The 17,611-nt window shown below is 43.5% G+C and carries 18 protein-coding genes and 1 pseudogene; 11 read left to right on the top strand and 8 right to left on the bottom strand.

All coding sequences use genetic code 11. The features are described from left to right. The first annotated feature begins 9 nt into the window (after window positions 1-9). The 5 genes from LOZ91_RS02040 to LOZ91_RS02020 all read left to right on the top strand — a co-directional run bounded on the left by LOZ91_RS02040 (window position 10) and on the right by LOZ91_RS02020 (window position 4,585). Entirely contained in the window at window positions 10-465 is a 456-nt protein-coding gene (locus LOZ91_RS02040) for an Lrp/AsnC family transcriptional regulator (protein WP_005097437.1), read from the top strand. Between the two features lie 208 nt (window positions 466-673). Then, window positions 674-1,840, top strand: a complete 1,167-nt coding sequence (locus LOZ91_RS02035; RefSeq protein ID WP_005170256.1) for an ATP phosphoribosyltransferase regulatory subunit — start codon at window positions 674-676, stop codon at window positions 1,838-1,840. 71 nt (window positions 1,841-1,911) lie between these two features. Further along, a complete protein-coding gene (locus LOZ91_RS02030) occupies window positions 1,912-3,231 on the top strand; it encodes an adenylosuccinate synthase (protein ID WP_005170258.1) in 1,320 nt (439 codons plus the stop codon). Window positions 3,232-3,390: 159 nt separating this feature from the next. Continuing rightward, entirely contained in the window at window positions 3,391-3,699 is a 309-nt protein-coding gene (locus LOZ91_RS02025; protein WP_074383295.1) for a hypothetical protein, read from the top strand. A gap of 112 nt (window positions 3,700-3,811) precedes the next feature. Then, window positions 3,812-4,585 carry a M48 family metallopeptidase gene (locus tag LOZ91_RS02020; RefSeq protein ID WP_005170263.1) on the top strand — a complete coding sequence of 258 codons (774 nt, stop codon included), beginning with the start codon at window positions 3,812-3,814 and terminating at the stop codon, window positions 4,583-4,585. Window positions 4,586-4,739: 154 nt separating this feature from the next. On the opposite strand, the gene slyD is transcribed toward LOZ91_RS02020, so the two are convergent. From slyD to LOZ91_RS02005, 3 genes are all read right to left on the bottom strand, one after another. Then, window positions 4,740-5,222: a peptidylprolyl isomerase gene (slyD, locus tag LOZ91_RS02015; protein ID WP_005097432.1), complete on the bottom strand. Its 483-nt coding sequence runs from the start codon at window positions 5,220-5,222 to the stop codon at window positions 4,740-4,742. Window positions 5,223-5,358: 136 nt separating this feature from the next. Next, window positions 5,359-6,645 (bottom strand): NAD(P)/FAD-dependent oxidoreductase, encoded by a 1,287-nt coding sequence (locus LOZ91_RS02010; protein WP_244782590.1) that lies wholly within the window; start codon window positions 6,643-6,645, stop codon window positions 5,359-5,361. A gap of 243 nt (window positions 6,646-6,888) precedes the next feature. Continuing rightward, on the bottom strand, window positions 6,889-8,202 hold the full coding sequence (locus LOZ91_RS02005; RefSeq protein ID WP_005170266.1) for a D-alanyl-D-alanine carboxypeptidase PBP6B: 1,314 nt from the start codon (window positions 8,200-8,202) through the stop codon (window positions 6,889-6,891). A 175-nt stretch (window positions 8,203-8,377) separates the two neighbouring features. Between LOZ91_RS02005 and LOZ91_RS02000 the strand changes: the two genes are divergently transcribed. Beyond that, on the top strand, window positions 8,378-10,081 hold the full coding sequence (locus LOZ91_RS02000) for a M61 family peptidase (RefSeq protein WP_244782589.1): 1,704 nt from the start codon (window positions 8,378-8,380) through the stop codon (window positions 10,079-10,081). 65 nt (window positions 10,082-10,146) lie between these two features. Here the strand turns inward: LOZ91_RS02000 and paaI are convergent, their stop codons facing one another. The 3 genes from paaI to LOZ91_RS01985 form a co-directional block, all read right to left on the bottom strand. Further along, on the bottom strand, window positions 10,147-10,539 hold the full coding sequence (paaI, locus tag LOZ91_RS01995) for a hydroxyphenylacetyl-CoA thioesterase PaaI (protein WP_074383292.1): 393 nt from the start codon (window positions 10,537-10,539) through the stop codon (window positions 10,147-10,149). 129 nt (window positions 10,540-10,668) lie between these two features. After that, complete coding sequence (gene uraH / locus LOZ91_RS01990) at window positions 10,669-11,067, bottom strand: hydroxyisourate hydrolase (RefSeq protein WP_100355846.1); 399 nt, start codon at window positions 11,065-11,067, stop codon at window positions 10,669-10,671. A gap of 69 nt (window positions 11,068-11,136) precedes the next feature. After that, a complete protein-coding gene (locus LOZ91_RS01985) occupies window positions 11,137-11,634 on the bottom strand; it encodes a heme-binding protein (RefSeq protein WP_244782588.1) in 498 nt (165 codons plus the stop codon). Between the two features lie 120 nt (window positions 11,635-11,754). Between LOZ91_RS01985 and LOZ91_RS01980 the strand changes: the two genes are divergently transcribed. Both LOZ91_RS01980 and LOZ91_RS01975 read left to right on the top strand, forming a co-directional pair. Continuing rightward, window positions 11,755-12,426, top strand: coding sequence for a heavy metal response regulator transcription factor (locus LOZ91_RS01980; protein ID WP_100355844.1), 672 nt, complete (start codon window positions 11,755-11,757; stop codon window positions 12,424-12,426). Beyond that, window positions 12,423-13,808: a heavy metal sensor histidine kinase gene (locus tag LOZ91_RS01975; RefSeq protein WP_100357729.1), complete on the top strand. Its 1,386-nt coding sequence runs from the start codon at window positions 12,423-12,425 to the stop codon at window positions 13,806-13,808. The genes LOZ91_RS01980 and LOZ91_RS01975 overlap by 4 nt, the downstream gene beginning before the upstream one ends. Here LOZ91_RS01975 and LOZ91_RS01970 read toward each other — a convergent pair. Continuing rightward, on the bottom strand, window positions 13,805-14,593 hold the full coding sequence (locus LOZ91_RS01970; RefSeq protein ID WP_005170277.1) for an rRNA large subunit pseudouridine synthase E: 789 nt from the start codon (window positions 14,591-14,593) through the stop codon (window positions 13,805-13,807). The genes LOZ91_RS01975 and LOZ91_RS01970 overlap by 4 nt on opposite strands. A 195-nt stretch (window positions 14,594-14,788) precedes the next feature. Here LOZ91_RS01970 and LOZ91_RS01965 point away from each other — a divergent pair. The 3 genes and pseudogenes from LOZ91_RS01965 to LOZ91_RS01960 all read left to right on the top strand — a co-directional run. Continuing rightward, a pseudogene (locus LOZ91_RS01965) lies at window positions 14,789-14,943 on the top strand (NADP-dependent isocitrate dehydrogenase); the annotation flags it as partial. A 610-nt stretch (window positions 14,944-15,553) separates the two neighbouring features. Beyond that, the gene (locus LOZ91_RS14585) at window positions 15,554-15,682 is read left to right on the top strand and encodes a hypothetical protein (protein WP_005097413.1); all 129 of its coding nucleotides are present in this window, start codon (window positions 15,554-15,556) and stop codon (window positions 15,680-15,682) included. Between the two features lie 145 nt (window positions 15,683-15,827). Beyond that, on the top strand, window positions 15,828-16,388 hold the full coding sequence (locus tag LOZ91_RS01960) for a M23 family metallopeptidase (RefSeq protein WP_244782587.1): 561 nt from the start codon (window positions 15,828-15,830) through the stop codon (window positions 16,386-16,388). Here the strand turns inward: LOZ91_RS01960 and LOZ91_RS01955 are convergent. Continuing rightward, a complete protein-coding gene (locus tag LOZ91_RS01955; RefSeq protein ID WP_244782586.1) occupies window positions 16,367-17,578 on the bottom strand; it encodes a YbfB/YjiJ family MFS transporter in 1,212 nt (403 codons plus the stop codon). The two genes, LOZ91_RS01960 and LOZ91_RS01955, sit on opposite strands and share 22 nt — an antisense overlap. Window positions 17,579-17,611: the final 33 nt, after the last annotated feature.

Here is a 17,611-nt window from a genome sequence, read left to right as displayed (position 1 = left end):
AGTAACAAGATGGATCAAATTGATAAACGCATTTTGCATGAACTGCAAAAGAACGGAAAATTGCAAAATAATGAACTGGCACAACTGATTGGTCTGTCTGCATCTCCATGTTTAAGAAGAGTCAAGCAACTGGAAGATGATGGGGTCATTGAACAGTATGTCGCCTTACTCAATCCGCAAAAAGTCAATCTGGCAATGAGTGTATTTGCACGGGTTTGGCTTAAATCTCAAGAAGCCGCCGTGGTCGATCAATTTGTTGAAGCGATCAAGGAGATGCCGGAAGTGGTGGAATGCCAGTTAATGGCGGGAGATTGTGATTTCTTTTTAAGAATTGTGGTGGCCGATCTGGATGCCTATCGTAAATTTCAGATTCATCATTTGACTCAAATTCCCTGCATCCAAAGTGTAAAAACCGAAATTCCATTGCAAACGGTAAAAAGTACCACCGCATTGCCATTGGTCTAAAATGATTTTTTGTTTATAGCGCGTGTTGGTCATACACGATAAAACGCTGATAGTTGACGCAATTGTGGCTCATTGCATAAGAGAGTAAAAATTATAAAATTTTGCGATGCACAGCCAAAACTATCGTGCTAGACTAGGAGAAATCGGGTGTGCTCCCGATTTTTTTATGCGGATTCGTTCCGCGCTGACAAGAATTTAGGTTTACAACATGCCCATTTCAGAGACATGGTTATTACCTGATGGTGTAGCTGATGTATTACCAGAACAAGCGCAAGTCATTGAAAGTTTGCGCCGTAAATCACTGGATTTCCTTGCATCTCGAGGTTATCAGTTGGTGTACACGCCATTCATTGAGTACATCGAATCTCTCTCTTCTCTCTCAGAATCGAATCAAGATTTAGACTTAGCCACTTTTAAAGTCATCGATCAGCTTTCTGGTCGTTTGCTTGGTGTGCGTGCCGATATGACACCACAAGTGGCGCGTATTGATGCACATGTACATCCAGTGGAAGGTGTGGCGCGTTACTGCTATGCAGGTACCGTTCTGCATACCAAACCACGCGGTTTTAATACCTCGCGTGCGCCTTTGCAGTTAGGCGCCGAACTGTTTGGTTCAGACAGCATCGATGCCGATGTAGAAATGGTCGATTTAATGATCAGTCTGATTCAGGAAACAGGTCTGGCAGACGGAATCCATCTGGACTTGGGTCATGTCGGCTTATTCCGCAGTCTGGTGGCTCAAGCAGGTTTGAACAAAGTTGCTGAACGTAAACTGTCTGATTTATACCAACGTAAGGCCTTGCCAGAGTTGGAAGAATTTACGGCAGAACTGAAATTTGGTCAGGACTTTTATGCACTGGGCCGCTATGCCAGCGATCTGGACGCATTACAGGCGAATTTAAGTGCTGAAGTGTTGGCGAATCCAGCCTTCAAGCAAGCTTTTGATGCCTTACAAATTACCAAAGATCAGGTTCAAGCCCGTTGGCCAAACTTGAGTATTGGGATTGATGTGGTTGAATTGCGTTCATACCATTATCATACTGGTCTGATGTATGCAGTCTATGCACCGAATCGTGCAGCAGCACTGGCACAAGGCGGTCGTTATGATGGCATTGGTGAACATTTCGGTCGTGCGCGTCCTGCCACAGGTTTCTCTTGTGACTTATATGCGTTAAGCGCAGGTCAGTTTGACGCTGTACACGTGGTAGTTGCACCTAAAGGTGTCGATGCAGAACTTCTGAATGCGATTCAGAGTATTCGAGCACAAGGCTTAAGTGTAATTCAGTTACTCGGTAATGATGATTTAAACTCAATTCCATATGCGACGCACCAGCTGGTGAACGTAGATGGTGAGTGGACAGTCAAAACGATTTAAATTGCTTGGCTCAGTGTTCATGTCACTGAGCGGGGCTTTCAACTTTAACAGCATGATGCAATGAGGCTATTATGGGCAAGAATGTTGTGGTACTTGGTACCCAATGGGGCGACGAAGGTAAAGGTAAAATCGTCGACCTGCTCACAGATCAAGCGGCAGCGGTCGTTCGTTATCAAGGCGGACATAACGCAGGTCACACTCTGGTGGTGGGTGGTAAGAAAACTGTCTTACACCTCATTCCATCTGGTATTTTACGTGAAAACGTATTGTGCTTAATTGGTAACGGTGTTGTTCTTTCTCCTGAAGCGCTCATCAAAGAGATGGACATTCTTGAAAAAGAAGGCGTTCCTGTTAAAGAGCGTTTACGTATTTCTCCAAACTGTCCACTGATCCTTCCAAACCACATCGCACTGGACCAAGCACGTGAGAAAAAACGTGGTAATGCGAAGATTGGTACAACAGGTCGTGGTATCGGTCCTGCATACGAAGACAAAGTGGCGCGTCGTGCAGTTCGTGTTGCTGATCTGGTACGTGGCGGTGAACATCTTACTGCCCAGTTAACTGAGCTTCTGGATTACCATAACTTCCAGCTTACTCAATACTATGGTGTTGAAGCAGTTAAGCTAGAAGACGTACTGGCACTTTGCGACGAATGGCGTAAGGTTGTTGCGCCGTTGGTTGTAGACGTAACAACTGAACTGCATAACTACCGTAAAAACGGTGACAACATCATGTTTGAAGGCGCGCAAGGTTCACTTCTTGACGTTGACCATGGTACATACCCGTATGTGACATCTTCAAACACCACTGCTGGTGGCGTAAGCTCAGGTTCAGGTCTGGGTCCTTTGCACCTTGATTATGTACTGGGTATCACCAAAGCCTATACCACTCGTGTCGGTGCAGGCCCATTCCCAACGGAATTGGTTTATGACGCTGCAAACGATGTGGGTGATGCGGTTGGTAAACACCTTGGTACCATTGGTAATGAATTTGGTGCGTCTACTGGCCGTCAACGTCGTTGTGGGTGGTTCGATGCTGAAATTCTACGTCGTTCAGTAGATGTAAACTCACTGTCTGGTATTTGCCTGACTAAACTTGATGTTCTTGATGGTTTAGAAGAAGTGAAAATCTGTGTCGGTTATGAAGCTGCAGATTCTGGTTGTGTCGGTTCTTCTGATGCGCTTGCATTCGAAACTTTAAAACCAATTTACGAAACAATGCCAGGCTGGTCTGAGTCAACTTTCGGTGCAAAATCGCTGGATCAGTTGCCACAAGCTGCATTGAACTATGTAAAACGTCTTGAGCAACTGATTGAATGTCCAATCGACATCATTTCAACCGGTCCAGACCGTGAAGAAACTATCGTTCTTCGCCACCCGTTTGATGCTTGATCTTCATTTGATTAAAGCTTGAATGATAAAACCCATCTCCGGATGGGTTTTTTATATCCAAAAACTATAAATTTGGCTCAAGACTAAAGTTGCATCGGTGCTGTGACAAAATGTGCTTTAACATAGCCATATATAAAGAAAGAAAAAATGAGCGAAAGGATGCAAAAAAATATATCGGCGACCATGTTTTATTCATTGTTGTTCGCCATGGGCGGGGCACCCACCATCGCTATGATGATTATTCGCGCGCAAACTCAAAATCCTGAGATTATTTATAATGCACTGGTCGGCCTGAGTGTCATTATTGCCTGTGTGCTGGTGCCTGTTATTTTATTGCAAAACGCCTATTTATTTTTTAAACGTAAAGATGAAATTCTGGAACAAAAAATAAAACCCTTAAGCCAGGTTTATCTGGGCTTGAACATTATCTGTCTGATTTATTGGTTGGCGATACAGTACTTGGCTTAAAAATTACAGAATTTATAAGAAGATGGAGTAATTAAGCGTTTAGCTCCTGTATGCTTTCACTTATAATTTTTACAATGTAAATTAAGCTTGGGCTAAGGTAGAGTTGATTATAATGAAGAATAAATTTTTATTGGGTATGGCGGCTGCCACAGTCGTGACATTGTCGGGTTGTACCACTATTGCGGATATTGCCGGGGCTGATTCTGCGACCTTAAATGCATCTGCGACACAAAGCTATAATGCCATGGTCACTGATGCCAGAAATAAAGGTCAACTGGACACCAGTTCAGCGACCTATAAACGTATTAATACCGTATTTAACCGTTTAAAGCCGATTGCGAACCAAATGAACCAGACTGGTACAGCATTCCAGTGGCAATTGGCTGTGCTCAAGTCCGATCAGGTTAATGCCTTTGTTGCACCGGGTGGTAAAGTGGTATTTTATACCGGTATTGTGAATAAGCTGAATCTGACCGATGCTGAAATTGCAGCAATTATGGGTCATGAAATGGTACATGCCTTAGAAGAGCATTCTAAGCAGAAAATTGGTGCTCAGGCGCTCACCGACCTGGCTTTAGGCATTGGTCTGAATGCAGCTGGTGTGGGCCAGGGTGGCGCAGCAGCAGCGCAATTAGGAAGTCAGATCGGGATTGGCCTGCCATACTCGCGTAATCTGGAAAGCCGTGCTGACCAGGGGGGCTTGATGCTGATGGCACGCGCAGGTTATAACCCGAATGCAGCGATTACCTTGTGGGAAAAAATGAACAAACTTGGTGGCAGTAATGGCGCAACCTTCCTGTCTACGCATCCATCGAACAGCCAGCGTATTGGACAAATGCGTCAACAGTTACCAGCAGCCATGCAGATTTATAATCAACGCAAATAATCCAGCGATTATTCTCTAAAGGGATCTCTTGATCGGATTTAAACAGCAGGGCCATGGTCCTGCTTTTTTATTCTCCATTTTAAAATGAATATTTTGGCGGCAATAAAAAAGGCAAAGTTTTCACTTTGCCTTTTTTACACTCGATCAGAAGATCTTAGTGCTGGTGACCACCTGCACCGTGTACATGACCGTGATCTAATTCTTCTTGAGAAGCTTCACGAATCGATACAATTTCAACTTCGAAAGTCAGGTCTTGACCAGCAAGCGGGAAGTTCGCATCTACAACAACATTATCGCCTTCAACTGCTTTAACAGTTACGATTTGCACGCCGTCATCAGTTTGAGCTTGGAACTGCATACCTGCTTGAATGTTGTCTACGCCTTGGAACATTTGCGCAGGAACTTCTTGTACAAGGTCAGGGTTATATTCGCCATAACCTTCAGCAGCAGGAACATTAACAGTGAATTTTTCACCCACAGTTTTGCCTTCTAACGCGTTTTCTAAACCTGGGATGATGTTACCTGCACCGTGCAAATAGGCAAGTGGTTCACCTTGAGATTGGTCGAGAGTTTCACCCTCTGCGTTAGTCAATGTGTAGTGGAAAGAAACCACGAGGTTATTTGCAATAGCAGTCATGTGAATTGATCCATTCAATTTTTTAAGGGTACATCATAAAGTGAAATTGCATTTTTGTAGACTAAAATTAGCAAAAAAACGCAATTTGACAATTTTATTGACGATTTTTTCATTGATTGGGCCAAATTCTGGAATTTCAATGCAATTTAAGCTTTGGAGAAATTTTTCGTGTAACTAAATCTTTTGCAGTCAAAATACCGGCATGGGCATAACCATGAATGGTCGCCTGATGAATCCGGTATAAAGAGACATACATGGTTTTGGCGACAAAGCCTTGCACATTGACCTGACCCAGCAATTCCCCCACAGCTTTATTCTGACTTAAGGAAATCAGGGAGCCTTTGTCAGAAAACTTAAACATTGGCAAATAGCTATCTCCATTGACATGGGCTTTTAAAGCATTGGCCAGAAAGCTGGCTTGCTGGCTGGCCACTTGAGCTCGTGGGCCCAAGACGGGTTGATCTGCTGCGGGCTGGCAATGCGCACAATCACCAAATGCAAAAATACTTGGATCAGATTTGGTTTGCAGCGTGGCATAAACTTTGAGCCGATGAATATGGTCTTTTTCCATGTCGTCGAGTTGTGCCAAGACTTCCGGCGCTTTGATCCCTGCGGCCCAGACTTTGATTTCAGCATCCAGACTGGAACCATCGGCAAAATAAATCTTGTCTTCATCGACCTTGGCCACTCGATGACTGGTCAAGACTTCAATACCGAACTGTTCTAACTGTTTCATGGTATTTGCAGCAACTTTAGGCGAGAGTGCAGTCAGAATACGATCCGCGGCTTCAATCAAGGTGATTTTGACTTTGTTGGGATCGACCTTGTTTAAGCCATATTGAAAGAAATTCTGTTTGGCTTCTACCAGCTCCGCTGCCAGTTCTACCCCAGTCGCACCGGCACCAATAATGGCAATATTCAGCTCACGGCTTGAAGTCTCATGTTGAGCATTTAAATACAGGTGCAGCAGATCCTGCTGAAAGATATCTGCCTGCTGCCGGCTGTCGAGAAAATGACAGAACTGTTTGACCCCTTCGGTATTAAAGTCATTTGAGGTTGAACCTAAAGCCAGTACCAGTGTGTCATAGCCAATGCGCTGATTTTTCTTGGGCTCACTCTTTTTAGAGAAATATTCTGTTTCGACGATGATCTGTTTCGCTTCGCGATCCAGACTGGTGAATGTCCCCAAAACAAATTCATAATGATGCGCGGCAGAATGGGCAAAATAATTGGTTTCTTGCTGATGTGGATTTAAGGTACCTGCGGCGACTTCATGTAGCAGCGGTTTCCAGAGATGTGTCAGTTTTTGATCAATCAAAATAATCTGGGCTTTGCCGTTTTTACCCAGGCTATCACCCAGTTGTGTCGCCAGTTCCAGACCACCAGCGCCACCACCCACAATCACGATTTTATGTACTGTCATGCGTTCTTAACCTGTTTATTTTTTTAATAAAAATAAGAGAAATAGAGAGAAAATATACTATGGCATGTGCTAAATCGCGTCTTGATTAAAATTGTTATACACATTACAAAACGTAGCAATTCTGTGAGAGCGGGTAATAATTGCTGCGTTTCGGGCGGGGTGCCTCATTTGGGATAGATCATGAATCAGCTAGAAGGCTACATCAGCGCTTCTAGCTTGAAGAATTACTTGATATTGAGAGGATTATTGATCTAGAGGATACAGTTTTACGCCGGGTGTTGAGTCTGAAAAGAAACTGAATAAACCTTGCAGCCAGCTAAAGAACTTCTGCAATGGGTTGGCTTCTTCAATTTCGACATGATCTTCAATTTGAATGGTGCGAATTAACTGATTATTTTGATAAATCTGAATCGTGGCCAAAGGCATCATGCTGGCTAAGGGCGCAATGAGTTCAGATGCCTTCATTTCAACATTGATATGGGTCTGGGTTTCCTGAAGTGGCTCGATACTTTTTAAAGCGCCATCACCTGTATTTAGCATGACGCGCTGATGGGCCTGATCAAACTGATTCAGGTCAATGCTATAGCTCTGATCATAAAGCGAGGTAGTAATAATCTGCGGCTGCTTGGTTTGTACCTTAAACATTTTTAAGGTGGATTTAATTACAGGTAATTCAGCCAACAGTTGCTGATCTTTGATCGCGACTTCATTGCGGGTATAGGTATAAGCCAGATTCATCAGTTTATGCGATATCTCAGCGCGCTTTGTGGCGCTTTTAGTGCCTAGCACTACCACAATCAGACGGCGCTTCGGCATTTCAAAGTCTGCTGTAACACGATTGGCTGTCAGCGCCAGGTTATAACCGGCCGCACGGGTAAAACCGGTTTTTAAACCATCTACGCTTGGGTCGACCTGAAGTACACGGTTGGTGGCACGATGGAAATGCTGGTTATAAGTGAAACTTGGCTGTTTGGAATAATACAGATAATCCGGGGTTTCATTCACCACCGCCATAGAGAGTCGGGCCAAATCGGCAGCAGTCGAATAATGCTCGGGCATGGTAATGCCGGCCGGATTCTGGAAATTGCTATGCTGCATGCCCAGTGCTTTGGCTTCCTGATTCATCCGCTCTACAAACTGGGGAACACTCCCCGAGATTTTCTCAGCCAGCGTCAACGCTGCATCATTGGCAGACATGATAATCAAACCCGCCAGAAGCTGATCGACTGTAATCAGATCACCTTCTTTCAGATACATCTGTGACTCATCCCACATGACATTTTTAACCACAGATGTGGCAGTTAAAACTTCATTTTTATCTAATTTTCCGGCCTCAATTTCCTTTAAGGCAATATAAGCCACCATCATTTTGGTCAGCGAAGCCGGCGCACGTTGCACATCGGCATTGTGTTCTGCAATGACTTGACCAGACTGTGAATCCAGAATAGTCCAGGCTTCAGCTTCAACGCTTTCAGGCAGAATATTGAGTAAGGCAGCATGTGAAAATGCAGAAATAAATAAGCTGAATACCGCAATCAGTGAGATGATGTATTTCAAGGATGTTCCTTAATAACCCGTCGGGCGTTGAACGATTAAATTTTCAGGCATGCTATGCCTTTTTTATACAGATAGCTAGTCGTAAATGTAGACAAATAAGACAGCTAAACCATCTTGGCTTAAAAAATGCTAAGCTAAGCTATACCTCATTTATTTTCATTTTATATCGCCCATTATGTTGCATTATCAAATCGAATTTGACGATTATCGTCAGCACCTTATTCACGTGACTGTTCGCTTTCTGGCAGACCCGACGCAGATCTTATCATTACCGACCTGGATTCCGGGAAGTTATTTGATTCGAGAGTTTTCCAAACACATTGAGGCGGTCAAAGCTTATGATGAAGATGGACGTCAACTGCAAATCCAGAAATTTGAAAAGAACAAATGGCGTTTATTCAATACCGATCATGAGCTGATTACGGTTGAATATGATGTCTATGCCTACGACCTGTCTGTTCGTGGTGCATATGTGGATCAAAACCGTCTCTATGTCAACCCGGCCTGTGCATGCTTGGGGCTAGAAGGTCAGGAAAATAAAGAGATTGAATTAGAAATCTTCCTGCCAGATGAGTTAAAGCATTTCCAACTGGCAACCGGCATGCAATCCAAAAGTCTGGTCAAGGGCCGTTTCACCCTGAAAGCCAAAAACTATGCTGAATTGATTGATGCACCGTTTGAACTGGCAGAGCAAACCCGTTTCAGTTTTGAAGCGAATGGTATTCCGCATGAGTTTGTGGTGTCCGGCAAGCATGCGATGAATGCAGCACGTATGCAGCAGGACATTGAGAAAATCTGTAGCACAGAAATCTCCATGTTCGGTTCAGCGCCATTTGCTGACTATACTTTTATGACCATGGCAACCGGAAATAGTTATGGTGGTCTGGAACATCCAAACTCGACCAGCCTGATTTCACCGCGCGATGACTTGCCGAAGGCCAATGAGCCTGAAGAACCTTCCAAAGATTATCAGCGTTTCCTCGGCCTATGTAGCCATGAATATTTCCATTCTTGGTTGGTGAAATTTATTCGCCCTGAAAATTTTGTCAATTATGATTTGAACCGTGAAGGCTATACGTCTTTGCTGTGGATCTTTGAAGGCTTCACTTCTTATTATGATGATTTGATTTTGCTACGCAGTGGCGTGATTAACCAGGAATCATATATTGCTTTATTAAAAGCGCAGATTGATCGTTACTTGCAGAATCCGGGTCGTGCGATTCAGTCGGTGTCTGAATCCAGTTTTGATGCCTGGGTGAAATTCTACCGTCAGGATGAAAACTCGAATAATGCCGGCACCAGCTATTACAACAAAGGTTGTTTGGTTGCATTGTGCCTAGACTTAGGTTTGCGTTTACGCGGTTCAAGTCTGGATGCCTTGATGCGCCGTTTGTATGAAAATGCACAAAAGGGTGTTCAGGTACATGAGCGGACGATCTTTGAATTATGCAAAGAGCTGACCGGTGATGATTGGTCAGAGCAGATTAATCACTTGATTAATACCACAGATGAATTGCCACTGGATCAGTTATTGCCTGAGTTTGGTATCGGTTATAACCTGAAAAATGACAAGTCATTGCCTTTCGGTTTAAAACTGGTAGATAAGCCGGAAGGTGTACTGGTTCAGTCGGCGCGTCGTGATAGTACTGCTGTAGTAGCTGGCCTTTCTGCCAATGATGTGATTATTGCCGTTGATGGTTTAAAAGCAACGATGAAGTTAATGGAAAGTTATGCAAAACAGGAAGGTGTTTATACCATGCATGCTTTTCGTCGTGACGAGCTGATGAGTTTTGACGTTCAGGCAGCTGGTTCTGAACTGACCGAAGTTGAACTGAAAATTGAAGATCAGACTAAAGCTGAAAAGTGGTTGAAAGCTTAATTAAATTTCAAACTTTAAAAACCGATGCTTAGGCATCGGTTTTTTATTGCATCAAGTTTTGAAAATTATCTGATGATCAGTCGAGACGTACCGCGGAACTCTGCCACAATTTGATCATGCTGATTTATCACCTGAATATCGTAAATTCCGCTACGGCCACTGCTGGCCCTATGTTCTGCTACAGCAGTCAATGTATCGCCAAGAACTCCTGATTTTAAATAATGAATTCCACAATGCTGACCAACAGCCGGATGTTCACCTGTATTACAGGCAATGGCAAATGCCGCATCTGCAAGTGCGAAAATCACTGCGCCGTTACAGGTCTTGTGACCCTGTAAATGTTGTTCAGTGACTTTCAGCGAAATTTTTGCGTGATTGTGACTATAAGCAACAAGGTGTGCACCAAGATGCTGGATTAATCGATCCTGATTAAACATCTGGTTGACTTGCTGATCCATTGCAAAGCTCCTTGTTTGAGATACGTTTTATTTTTAAATTCATTTAATATGAGTCATGAATAGCATTCCAGCACAAGAATAACAAGTAAAAGAATAAGGCCCAATAAGATGGGCCTTAAGTGAAAGAGCTTAGTTACCGCGATAAGTCGAATAACCATAAGAGCTCAATAACAGTGGAATATGATAATGCTCTAAAGCACCATCAATCATAAAGACCACCGGTACTTCAGGGAAGAATGTCCGCTGATTATTGGCCTTAAACCAGTCACCCGTTTTAAAGGTCACTTTATAAATACCCTTTTGCAGATTGGTATCTTTTGGATATAGCTCTTTAATACGGCCATTTTGATCTGTTTCAGCTTCATTGAGCTTGACCCATTTCTCACCTTGCTGTGCTTCCAAAGTAACTGCAATATTTGCGGAAGGTAAACCTGTTTCCTGATTCAGAACATGCACACTAAGTGGATTCTGTGCAAAGGAAAGCGTGGCTGCGGTGCTCGCAAGGGTTGCTAGCAGGATTTTTTTCATGTTGTATTCCTCAGTAGATGGATGAAGTAATATTGAATAAAAGAAACCAATAAGACTTATTTAAATAGATTAAAGCTGTTTTAAAGTGCTTTGAATGCCGCTATTGGCACATTGATGATCCTGTTCCGAACCGCCTGCACCCGCAACACCTACAGCACCTAAAATATGATTCTGGTACATAACAGGTACACCGCCGCCCAGTAACAGCAGTTCAGGCAAACTATTCAGGTTCTGTGCGTCCGGATTGTTCTGGGCATTGCGCATAAAATCCAGCGTACTGGTTTTCGTTGAATACGCGGTAAAGGCCTTGCGTTCTGCTGCGATCAGGTTGTGAATGCCGACAGATTCATGGCGTTGACTAGCCAGCAGATTACCACCCTGATCCAGAACCACGACTGCTGCGGGCTTGGCCTGTTTCTGGCAGGCCAACATGACATTGCTGGCCATAAGCTTTGCTGCTTCTAGCGACATGACTGGTGCTGTTTTTAATTCTGCATGTGCCAGTGAGCTGAGTAGTAATGAGCTGCTGAACAAGGCTAGGGTTGTTTTGGTGATTGAATTTTTCATACTTGTCATTCATGCAATTGAATACTGTTGCTATTGTAGAAAGAAATACGCCAGTGCAGCATGACAATCAGATTACCAATTTGTAATCTAGGCATAGCTAAAAACAGCTAAACTACTGACATGCATATTTTAATTGTAGAAGATGAAGTCAAGATTGCTGAATATCTGGCAAAAGGACTGAGTGAGTCAGGTTATAGCACGGCCATTGCTGAAAATGGCGTGTTGGCATTGGCGTGTTTACAGCAACAGTCATTTGATCTGGTACTGCTGGATGTAATGCTGCCAGATCTGGACGGCTGGCAGGTGCTGAAAACCTTGCGAACTTTTAGCCAGATTCCGGTATTGATGCTCACTGCACGCGATCATGTGCTAGATCGGGTAAAAGGCCTGGAGCTTGGCGCCGATGATTATCTGACCAAGCCTTTTTCCTATATTGAGTTACTGGCCCGGATCAAAAGTCTGTTGCGCCGTGTGCCGCGACTGGAGCAGGAGGCCTATCAGGTTGCTGGTCTGGTATTGAACCGCCTAAGGCATGAAGTATATCGTAATGAACAAAAGATCGAATTAAGCCAGAAAGAATTTGCGCTGTTGCAACTGTTGATGGAGCATCAGGGGCAGGTGATGACCCGGAGCCAGATTGCTTCCATGGTTTGGAATATCAATTTTAATACCGATACCAATGTGGTGGATGTGGCCATTCGCAGGCTGCGGAGCAAAATTGATGATCATTACACGCCAAAACTGATTCATACCGTACGCGGTATGGGTTATAAACTTGACGAATACCCATGAACAATCCTATCTTATTACCGCTGGCAACACGCTTGAGTATTGCGTTTGCATTGGTGTCCTGCGTGGTTTTTTTGAGTGTGGCGTTACTGTCTTATCAAAATATGCAACAGATGATTCAGGCTCAGCAGGATCAGGCACTGGCTGCACGTATTTCCCGAATTGAAATATTTCTTGAAGATGCCCAGAGTTTTGAGCTTTTGGTTCAGCATCCCAAATTATATGAAAACATGCTGGGGCAAGAAGATAATCTACTGCTGCTGCAACATCAGAATAATCGCTTGATTGAAATCAATCCTTTGCAGATTCATATTCCGGCATTGCACTATACTTCTGCCTTACAGTTTCAGAATAATCAGGCTGAACAGCCTTCGACACGACTGGCTTTTAAACAGGTGCAGTTTGATGGTCGCAGTTATCAACTGGTGGCTGGTAAGCAGCTGGCAGAGGGACAAAGGATACTGGCAAGCTATTTATCAAAACTGGTGCTCTATAGTCTGCTTGGTATACTGCTCTCGACCTTGATGGCCTGGCTGGCAGGACGCTATATTCTCAAGTCCATGCGCCAGTTGATGCTGGCTACAGCACAGGTCAATATTCAGCAGCCCAATCAGCACATCGATGTTCAGAGTAATACGCTTGAGGTTCAAGAGCTGCGTCAGGCCATGAACGATATGCTCGCTAATATTCAGGCTGCGTATCAGCAGCTGGCACGTTTTTCTGAGGATATTTCACACGAACTTCGCACCCCATTAAACAATTTAATCGGGCAGACACAGATTCTGTTATCGCGGTCGCGCGAACCTGCTGAGCTGGAAAATCTGCTCTATTCCAACTTGGAAGAATACGAACGCCTGAGCCAGATGATTGAAAGTATGCTGTTTATCGCCCGGGTAGAACATGGCGGATATGCGATTGAAAAACAGCGTTTCAATCTAAATGACATGCTGCAAGAATTGCTTGAGTACTTCAGCTTTCTGGCCGAAGAGAAGCAGATGCATTTAAAAGTGGATGTTCCACCAGATTTAAGTCTGACAGCCAGCACCGTATTGTTACAGCGCGCAGTCGCCAATCTGATCAGCAATGCCATTACTTATGGTCAGCCTGGGAGTGAGATTATTGTGTCTGCACAGCGACTCAACCACAGGATTAAAATATCAGTGTTGACGCCAGAAGTCTGGATTGCAGAGCAGCACCATCCGCATTTATTTGAGCGTTTTTATCAGATCGATGACAGCCGGCACGAAAAAGCCCAGACGGGTGGTCTGGGCCTTGCCATTGTACAGTCGATCATGCAGCTCCATCAGGGGCAGACAACTGTAGAAAATACACCGTCTGGCGTGATCTTTAGCCTGTCCCTACCTGATGAGCAGACTGGGTTTTAACCACGACCGCGTCCGCGACCACGAGGTGCTTTGGTATTTGGACGAGTTGTACCATTGGTACGACGTTTCGGCTTTTCGCTTTCGTCCATTTGCCAGATACGTTTGGTACCTGATTTTTTCACTGAACCATCTTTGTTCTTGCGAACCATTGGCTTACCACCCGTACCACCCGGTTTTTTCACATAAGAACGTGAACGGTATGGCTCTTCAGCAGGAACATTCTGGAAATCTGGATAAAGTAAAGGTTCAATTTCTTTGGTTTCACCCGGTTTAATATCCATACGTACAAGGTCAATATCACCAATTTTAGTACGGATTAAACGCAGTGTAGGGAAGCCCACCGCAGAGGTCATACGACGAACCTGACGGTTACGGCCTTCACAAATTGAAATCTCAACCCAAGACGTTGGGACAGATGCACGGAAACGTACAGGAGGATTACGCTCCCACAACCATTCCGGTTCAGATACTTTTTCAGCTTTGGCTGGAAGGGTCATGCCATCTTTAAGTTCCACACCTTTACGAAGCTGCTCAAGTGCTTCTTCGGTGACATCACCATCAACCTGCACCATATAGGTTTTAAACTTTTTATTGGCAGGATTGGTGATGTACTGGTTCAGACCACCGTGATCTGTTAAAAAAACCAGACCTTCTGAGTCCATGTCCAGACGACCAGCAAGACGTAAATCTTTGTCGTCGATGAAATCAGCCATGGTTTGGTGTTTTTCATCTGGGCGGAATTGGGAGAGGACGTCATAGGGTTTGTTTAAAATGACGATTTTCATAGGAAATAACTTCTATAATTACATAAACTTAAAAAATGTAGAGGCTTATTTTAAAGGGAAATTTGGTTATTTCCCGTATAAATCTCAAAAACAACGAATCTGGATTAGAATATTATGCGTTAAGAACAGTTGAAAGTATTGCCTAATTGGCAATTATTTTTAGGTTTGTCAGTAGCATTCGGAAAAATATGAAGAATAGAATATCAAAAGATCGTAGTACCTGCGGATGGTGCCAAATTACCGTTAATGCAGACCTGTCACTCAACCTAGCAAATAATCCAATTGTCCCATGTATCAAAGGGAATGAAATTGGTGCTGATATTACACCAACAATACAGGCTGTGGTAGATGTTACAGTTTAAAAGTATAGAGTAGTAAGCCCTCAAATGCTTGGATCAGATAGATATCGAATCTGTCAGAAGTAAAAAAGGTTATTAAGTTAATCAAAGAGAAAAATGGACATGACTAGAATCACCTTGAACTAAATTGTGCGTTAAACATGAACTACTAGAAAGAAGTCCTGACCTGATCATAAAGAAGATTTTAGCTATAAAAATAGCCAAAGAGCGAACATTCACGCAGTCTTGCGCTGGAGGTCAAGCGCAAGACTGCGAGCTTTTTTTGAATTTGATCATCCTACTATTGCAGATATACTTAACTCATTAAAGCCTGATTCTCCTAATTAAAACCTATATTAATCGCAGGTTTCTCAGGGGAATTAAATTTTCTTAAATTCTGATTGATAAACGCCCAAAAGTTAAAATGAGTATCAAGCTGCAACTTTGCGTAAAGATTGTAGTGAGCCAGAACAGGATTTGTTCTGAGTTGAATCACTTAGCCAACCTATTATTACATTGACGCATTTGGATACAGCTCGATGATTGGCATATTTTCCAAAAACGTTAGAGTGATCAATGGAACTTCCAGTGATAGAGACGTTTCTCCGAAGGAGTACATAATATGGCCAAATCTAAAGCGAAACATAAGCAGGTCCAACAAAAGGACAAGCAGGACAGCGCTCAGACTGAAGAGCAACAACAGCAACAGCAACAACCAGCGAAACCCTCCCGTGCAAAAAAACGTAAGTAATTCCTAGCTACCTTCCATAACAACGCCCTTAAATAAGGGCGTTGTTATATCATTGATTTTATAAAAATATCATTCAAAAAATTACAAGATTACGACTTTAAATTGTGCTGTTCTGCTTAAGATAAAAACCATCTTTCTAAAATAAATGCGAATAATATTGGTGAAATTTTTTCGGATTTTAAGCTTAATTTTATCTGTATGCTTTGTCTTGACCGCCTGTCAGCCACCACCTTCAGGTGAAGCAGCAGGATGGAAAAGTCCTTATCTTTATTGGCAACTGAAAAAGACTCAATTAGAAGCACCGTTACAGATTCCGGTCGAAGGTATTACAGTCCGTCAAATTAATGATACGTGGGGAGCTGCGCGCAGTGCAGGCCGTAAACATGAAGGGACAGATATTTTTGCTCGGCGTGGCACACCTGTCTTAAGTGCCACCCAAGGTATTGTACGTAAAATTGGCACCAATAATCTGGGCGGGAAAGTTATCTGGGTGACAGGTCCTGATATGAGTCAGCATTACTATGCGCATCTGGATGATTATGCTGAGCATATTCAGGAAGGCGACTGGGTGGAAGCGGGCGAAGTGATTGCCTATGTCGGCAATACTGGAAATGCTAAAAATACTCCGCCACATCTACATTACGGGATTTATCTGAGCGGGCAAGGGGCGACCAATCCATATCCTTATTTAGTGCCTTCTCCTTGAGCAGAAACTGGATGGGGTTGTGTTTCAGGAGTGAATCTGGCAGGACGGGTACACCAGAATAATTGTAATGTTCCTAATAAAAGAACAAATGCAGCTAATATGAACTGTTGATGATAGCTCAAGCCAAAATATTGCAGCGCACTAAAACTGAGTCCGCCAATCAGCTGAACAGAGGCGAAACACAAGGTGGCAATGCTCCAGAGTTTTTTATACGCCAGCCCATACAGTTGCAAAATGGTATAAGAGGTCAGGAAGACCACAGCAGGGTTTAGCATGCCGGTCAAAAAGGAAGAGCTCAACGTGAGCAATGCTTGGCCCTCTAGAGTCGCAATAAAAATAGCCACAATATAAAGACTATAAAGAATTTTCAGGGCAGCAAAGTTACCGAATTTTCTGGCCAGTGCATAAGCACTGAAGGCACCTAAAGCACTACCAAATCCATAAAGAATCCAGTTGAAGTTAATCCAGAACAAGCTCAATTCCAACTGCTGGCTTAAATAATCAATCCAGAAGAGCGAATGCGGTATATAGGCAAAGGCGCTACACGCGTAGACAGCCAGTAAGCTATAAAAGACGCTATTCAAAGATATCTTGGAGGTAGTCGAAGGTGCTTGTACGGACAAATAAGGCTTAAATTTTTGGATAAGTCCACTTAAACATAGACAAATGAGCAGGGCAAAGCCACATAAGATCAGCCAGGCAGTCTGTATGGAAATCTGATCCAGATAAGGCAGAAACAGGGTTGCAATTAATACACCTAATCCGATTCCGCTAAAACCGATAAAGTTGATTTTAAGACGATCCTGAAGCTCACAGCACTGCGCGACTACACTCGGCGATAAGATCATCATCAGCCCGCCGCTGATTCCTGAAATCACGCGCCAGACGATATACCAAACTTCAGAGAAACCAGAAAATGCACAGCATATCAGACTGAACATACCGGCAAAAGCTGAAATTTGAATATACCTGCTCATACTGCGGTCTTGAGGCAGACGCATGGCGGTATAGGCACCGATTAAATAGCCCAGTAAATTGGCACTGCCCAAAAGCCCGGCAAAATCTGTACTCCAGCCAAAGGCTTCTCGTGTACCCGGTAACAGCGCAGTATAAGAGAAACGAAGAATGCCAATCCCCAAGCACATACTAAGGCAGAGAAACAGGCTGAGTTTAATTGTGTGTGAGGACATCCGTGTACTCATAAAGTTTTATATTTGGTTAAA

The sequence above is a fragment of the Acinetobacter sp. F-1 genome (genome assembly GCF_022869025.1).
GTDB classification, from domain to species: domain Bacteria; phylum Pseudomonadota; class Gammaproteobacteria; order Pseudomonadales; family Moraxellaceae; genus Acinetobacter; species Acinetobacter pseudolwoffii.
Note: the sequence above shows the minus strand (reverse complement) of the source record. Positions and strands in the feature narration are given on the sequence as shown.

Bases quoted from the DNA above. Each gene is read 5' to 3' on its own strand.
- LOZ91_RS01985 (WP_244782588.1), bottom strand. From the start codon at position 11,634: ATGAAAAATTCAATCACCAAAACAACCCTAGCCTTGTTCAGCAGCTCA.
- LOZ91_RS01955 (WP_244782586.1), bottom strand. From the start codon at position 17,578: ATGTCCTCACACACAATTAAACTCAGCCTGTTTCTCTGCCTTAGTATG.
- LOZ91_RS01980 (WP_100355844.1), top strand. From the start codon at position 11,755: ATGCATATTTTAATTGTAGAAGATGAAGTCAAGATTGCTGAATATCTG.
- paaI (WP_074383292.1), bottom strand. From the start codon at position 10,539: ATGGATCAGCAAGTCAACCAGATGTTTAATCAGGATCGATTAATCCAG.
- LOZ91_RS02035 (WP_005170256.1), top strand. From the start codon at position 674: ATGCCCATTTCAGAGACATGGTTATTACCTGATGGTGTAGCTGATGTA.
- LOZ91_RS02000 (WP_244782589.1), top strand. From the start codon at position 8,378: ATGTTGCATTATCAAATCGAATTTGACGATTATCGTCAGCACCTTATT.
- slyD (WP_005097432.1), bottom strand. From the start codon at position 5,222: ATGACTGCTATTGCAAATAACCTCGTGGTTTCTTTCCACTACACATTG.
- uraH (WP_100355846.1), bottom strand. From the start codon at position 11,067: ATGAAAAAAATCCTGCTAGCAACCCTTGCGAGCACCGCAGCCACGCTT.
- LOZ91_RS01970 (WP_005170277.1), bottom strand. From the start codon at position 14,593: ATGAAAATCGTCATTTTAAACAAACCCTATGACGTCCTCTCCCAATTC.
- LOZ91_RS02020 (WP_005170263.1), top strand. From the start codon at position 3,812: ATGAAGAATAAATTTTTATTGGGTATGGCGGCTGCCACAGTCGTGACA.
- LOZ91_RS02040 (WP_005097437.1), top strand. From the start codon at position 10: ATGGATCAAATTGATAAACGCATTTTGCATGAACTGCAAAAGAACGGA.
- LOZ91_RS02030 (WP_005170258.1), top strand. From the start codon at position 1,912: ATGGGCAAGAATGTTGTGGTACTTGGTACCCAATGGGGCGACGAAGGT.
- LOZ91_RS02025 (WP_074383295.1), top strand. From the start codon at position 3,391: ATGCAAAAAAATATATCGGCGACCATGTTTTATTCATTGTTGTTCGCC.
- LOZ91_RS14585 (WP_005097413.1), top strand. From the start codon at position 15,554: ATGGCCAAATCTAAAGCGAAACATAAGCAGGTCCAACAAAAGGACAAG.
- LOZ91_RS02010 (WP_244782590.1), bottom strand. From the start codon at position 6,645: ATGACAGTACATAAAATCGTGATTGTGGGTGGTGGCGCTGGTGGTCTG.
- LOZ91_RS01975 (WP_100357729.1), top strand. From the start codon at position 12,423: ATGAACAATCCTATCTTATTACCGCTGGCAACACGCTTGAGTATTGCG.
- LOZ91_RS01960 (WP_244782587.1), top strand. From the start codon at position 15,828: ATGCGAATAATATTGGTGAAATTTTTTCGGATTTTAAGCTTAATTTTA.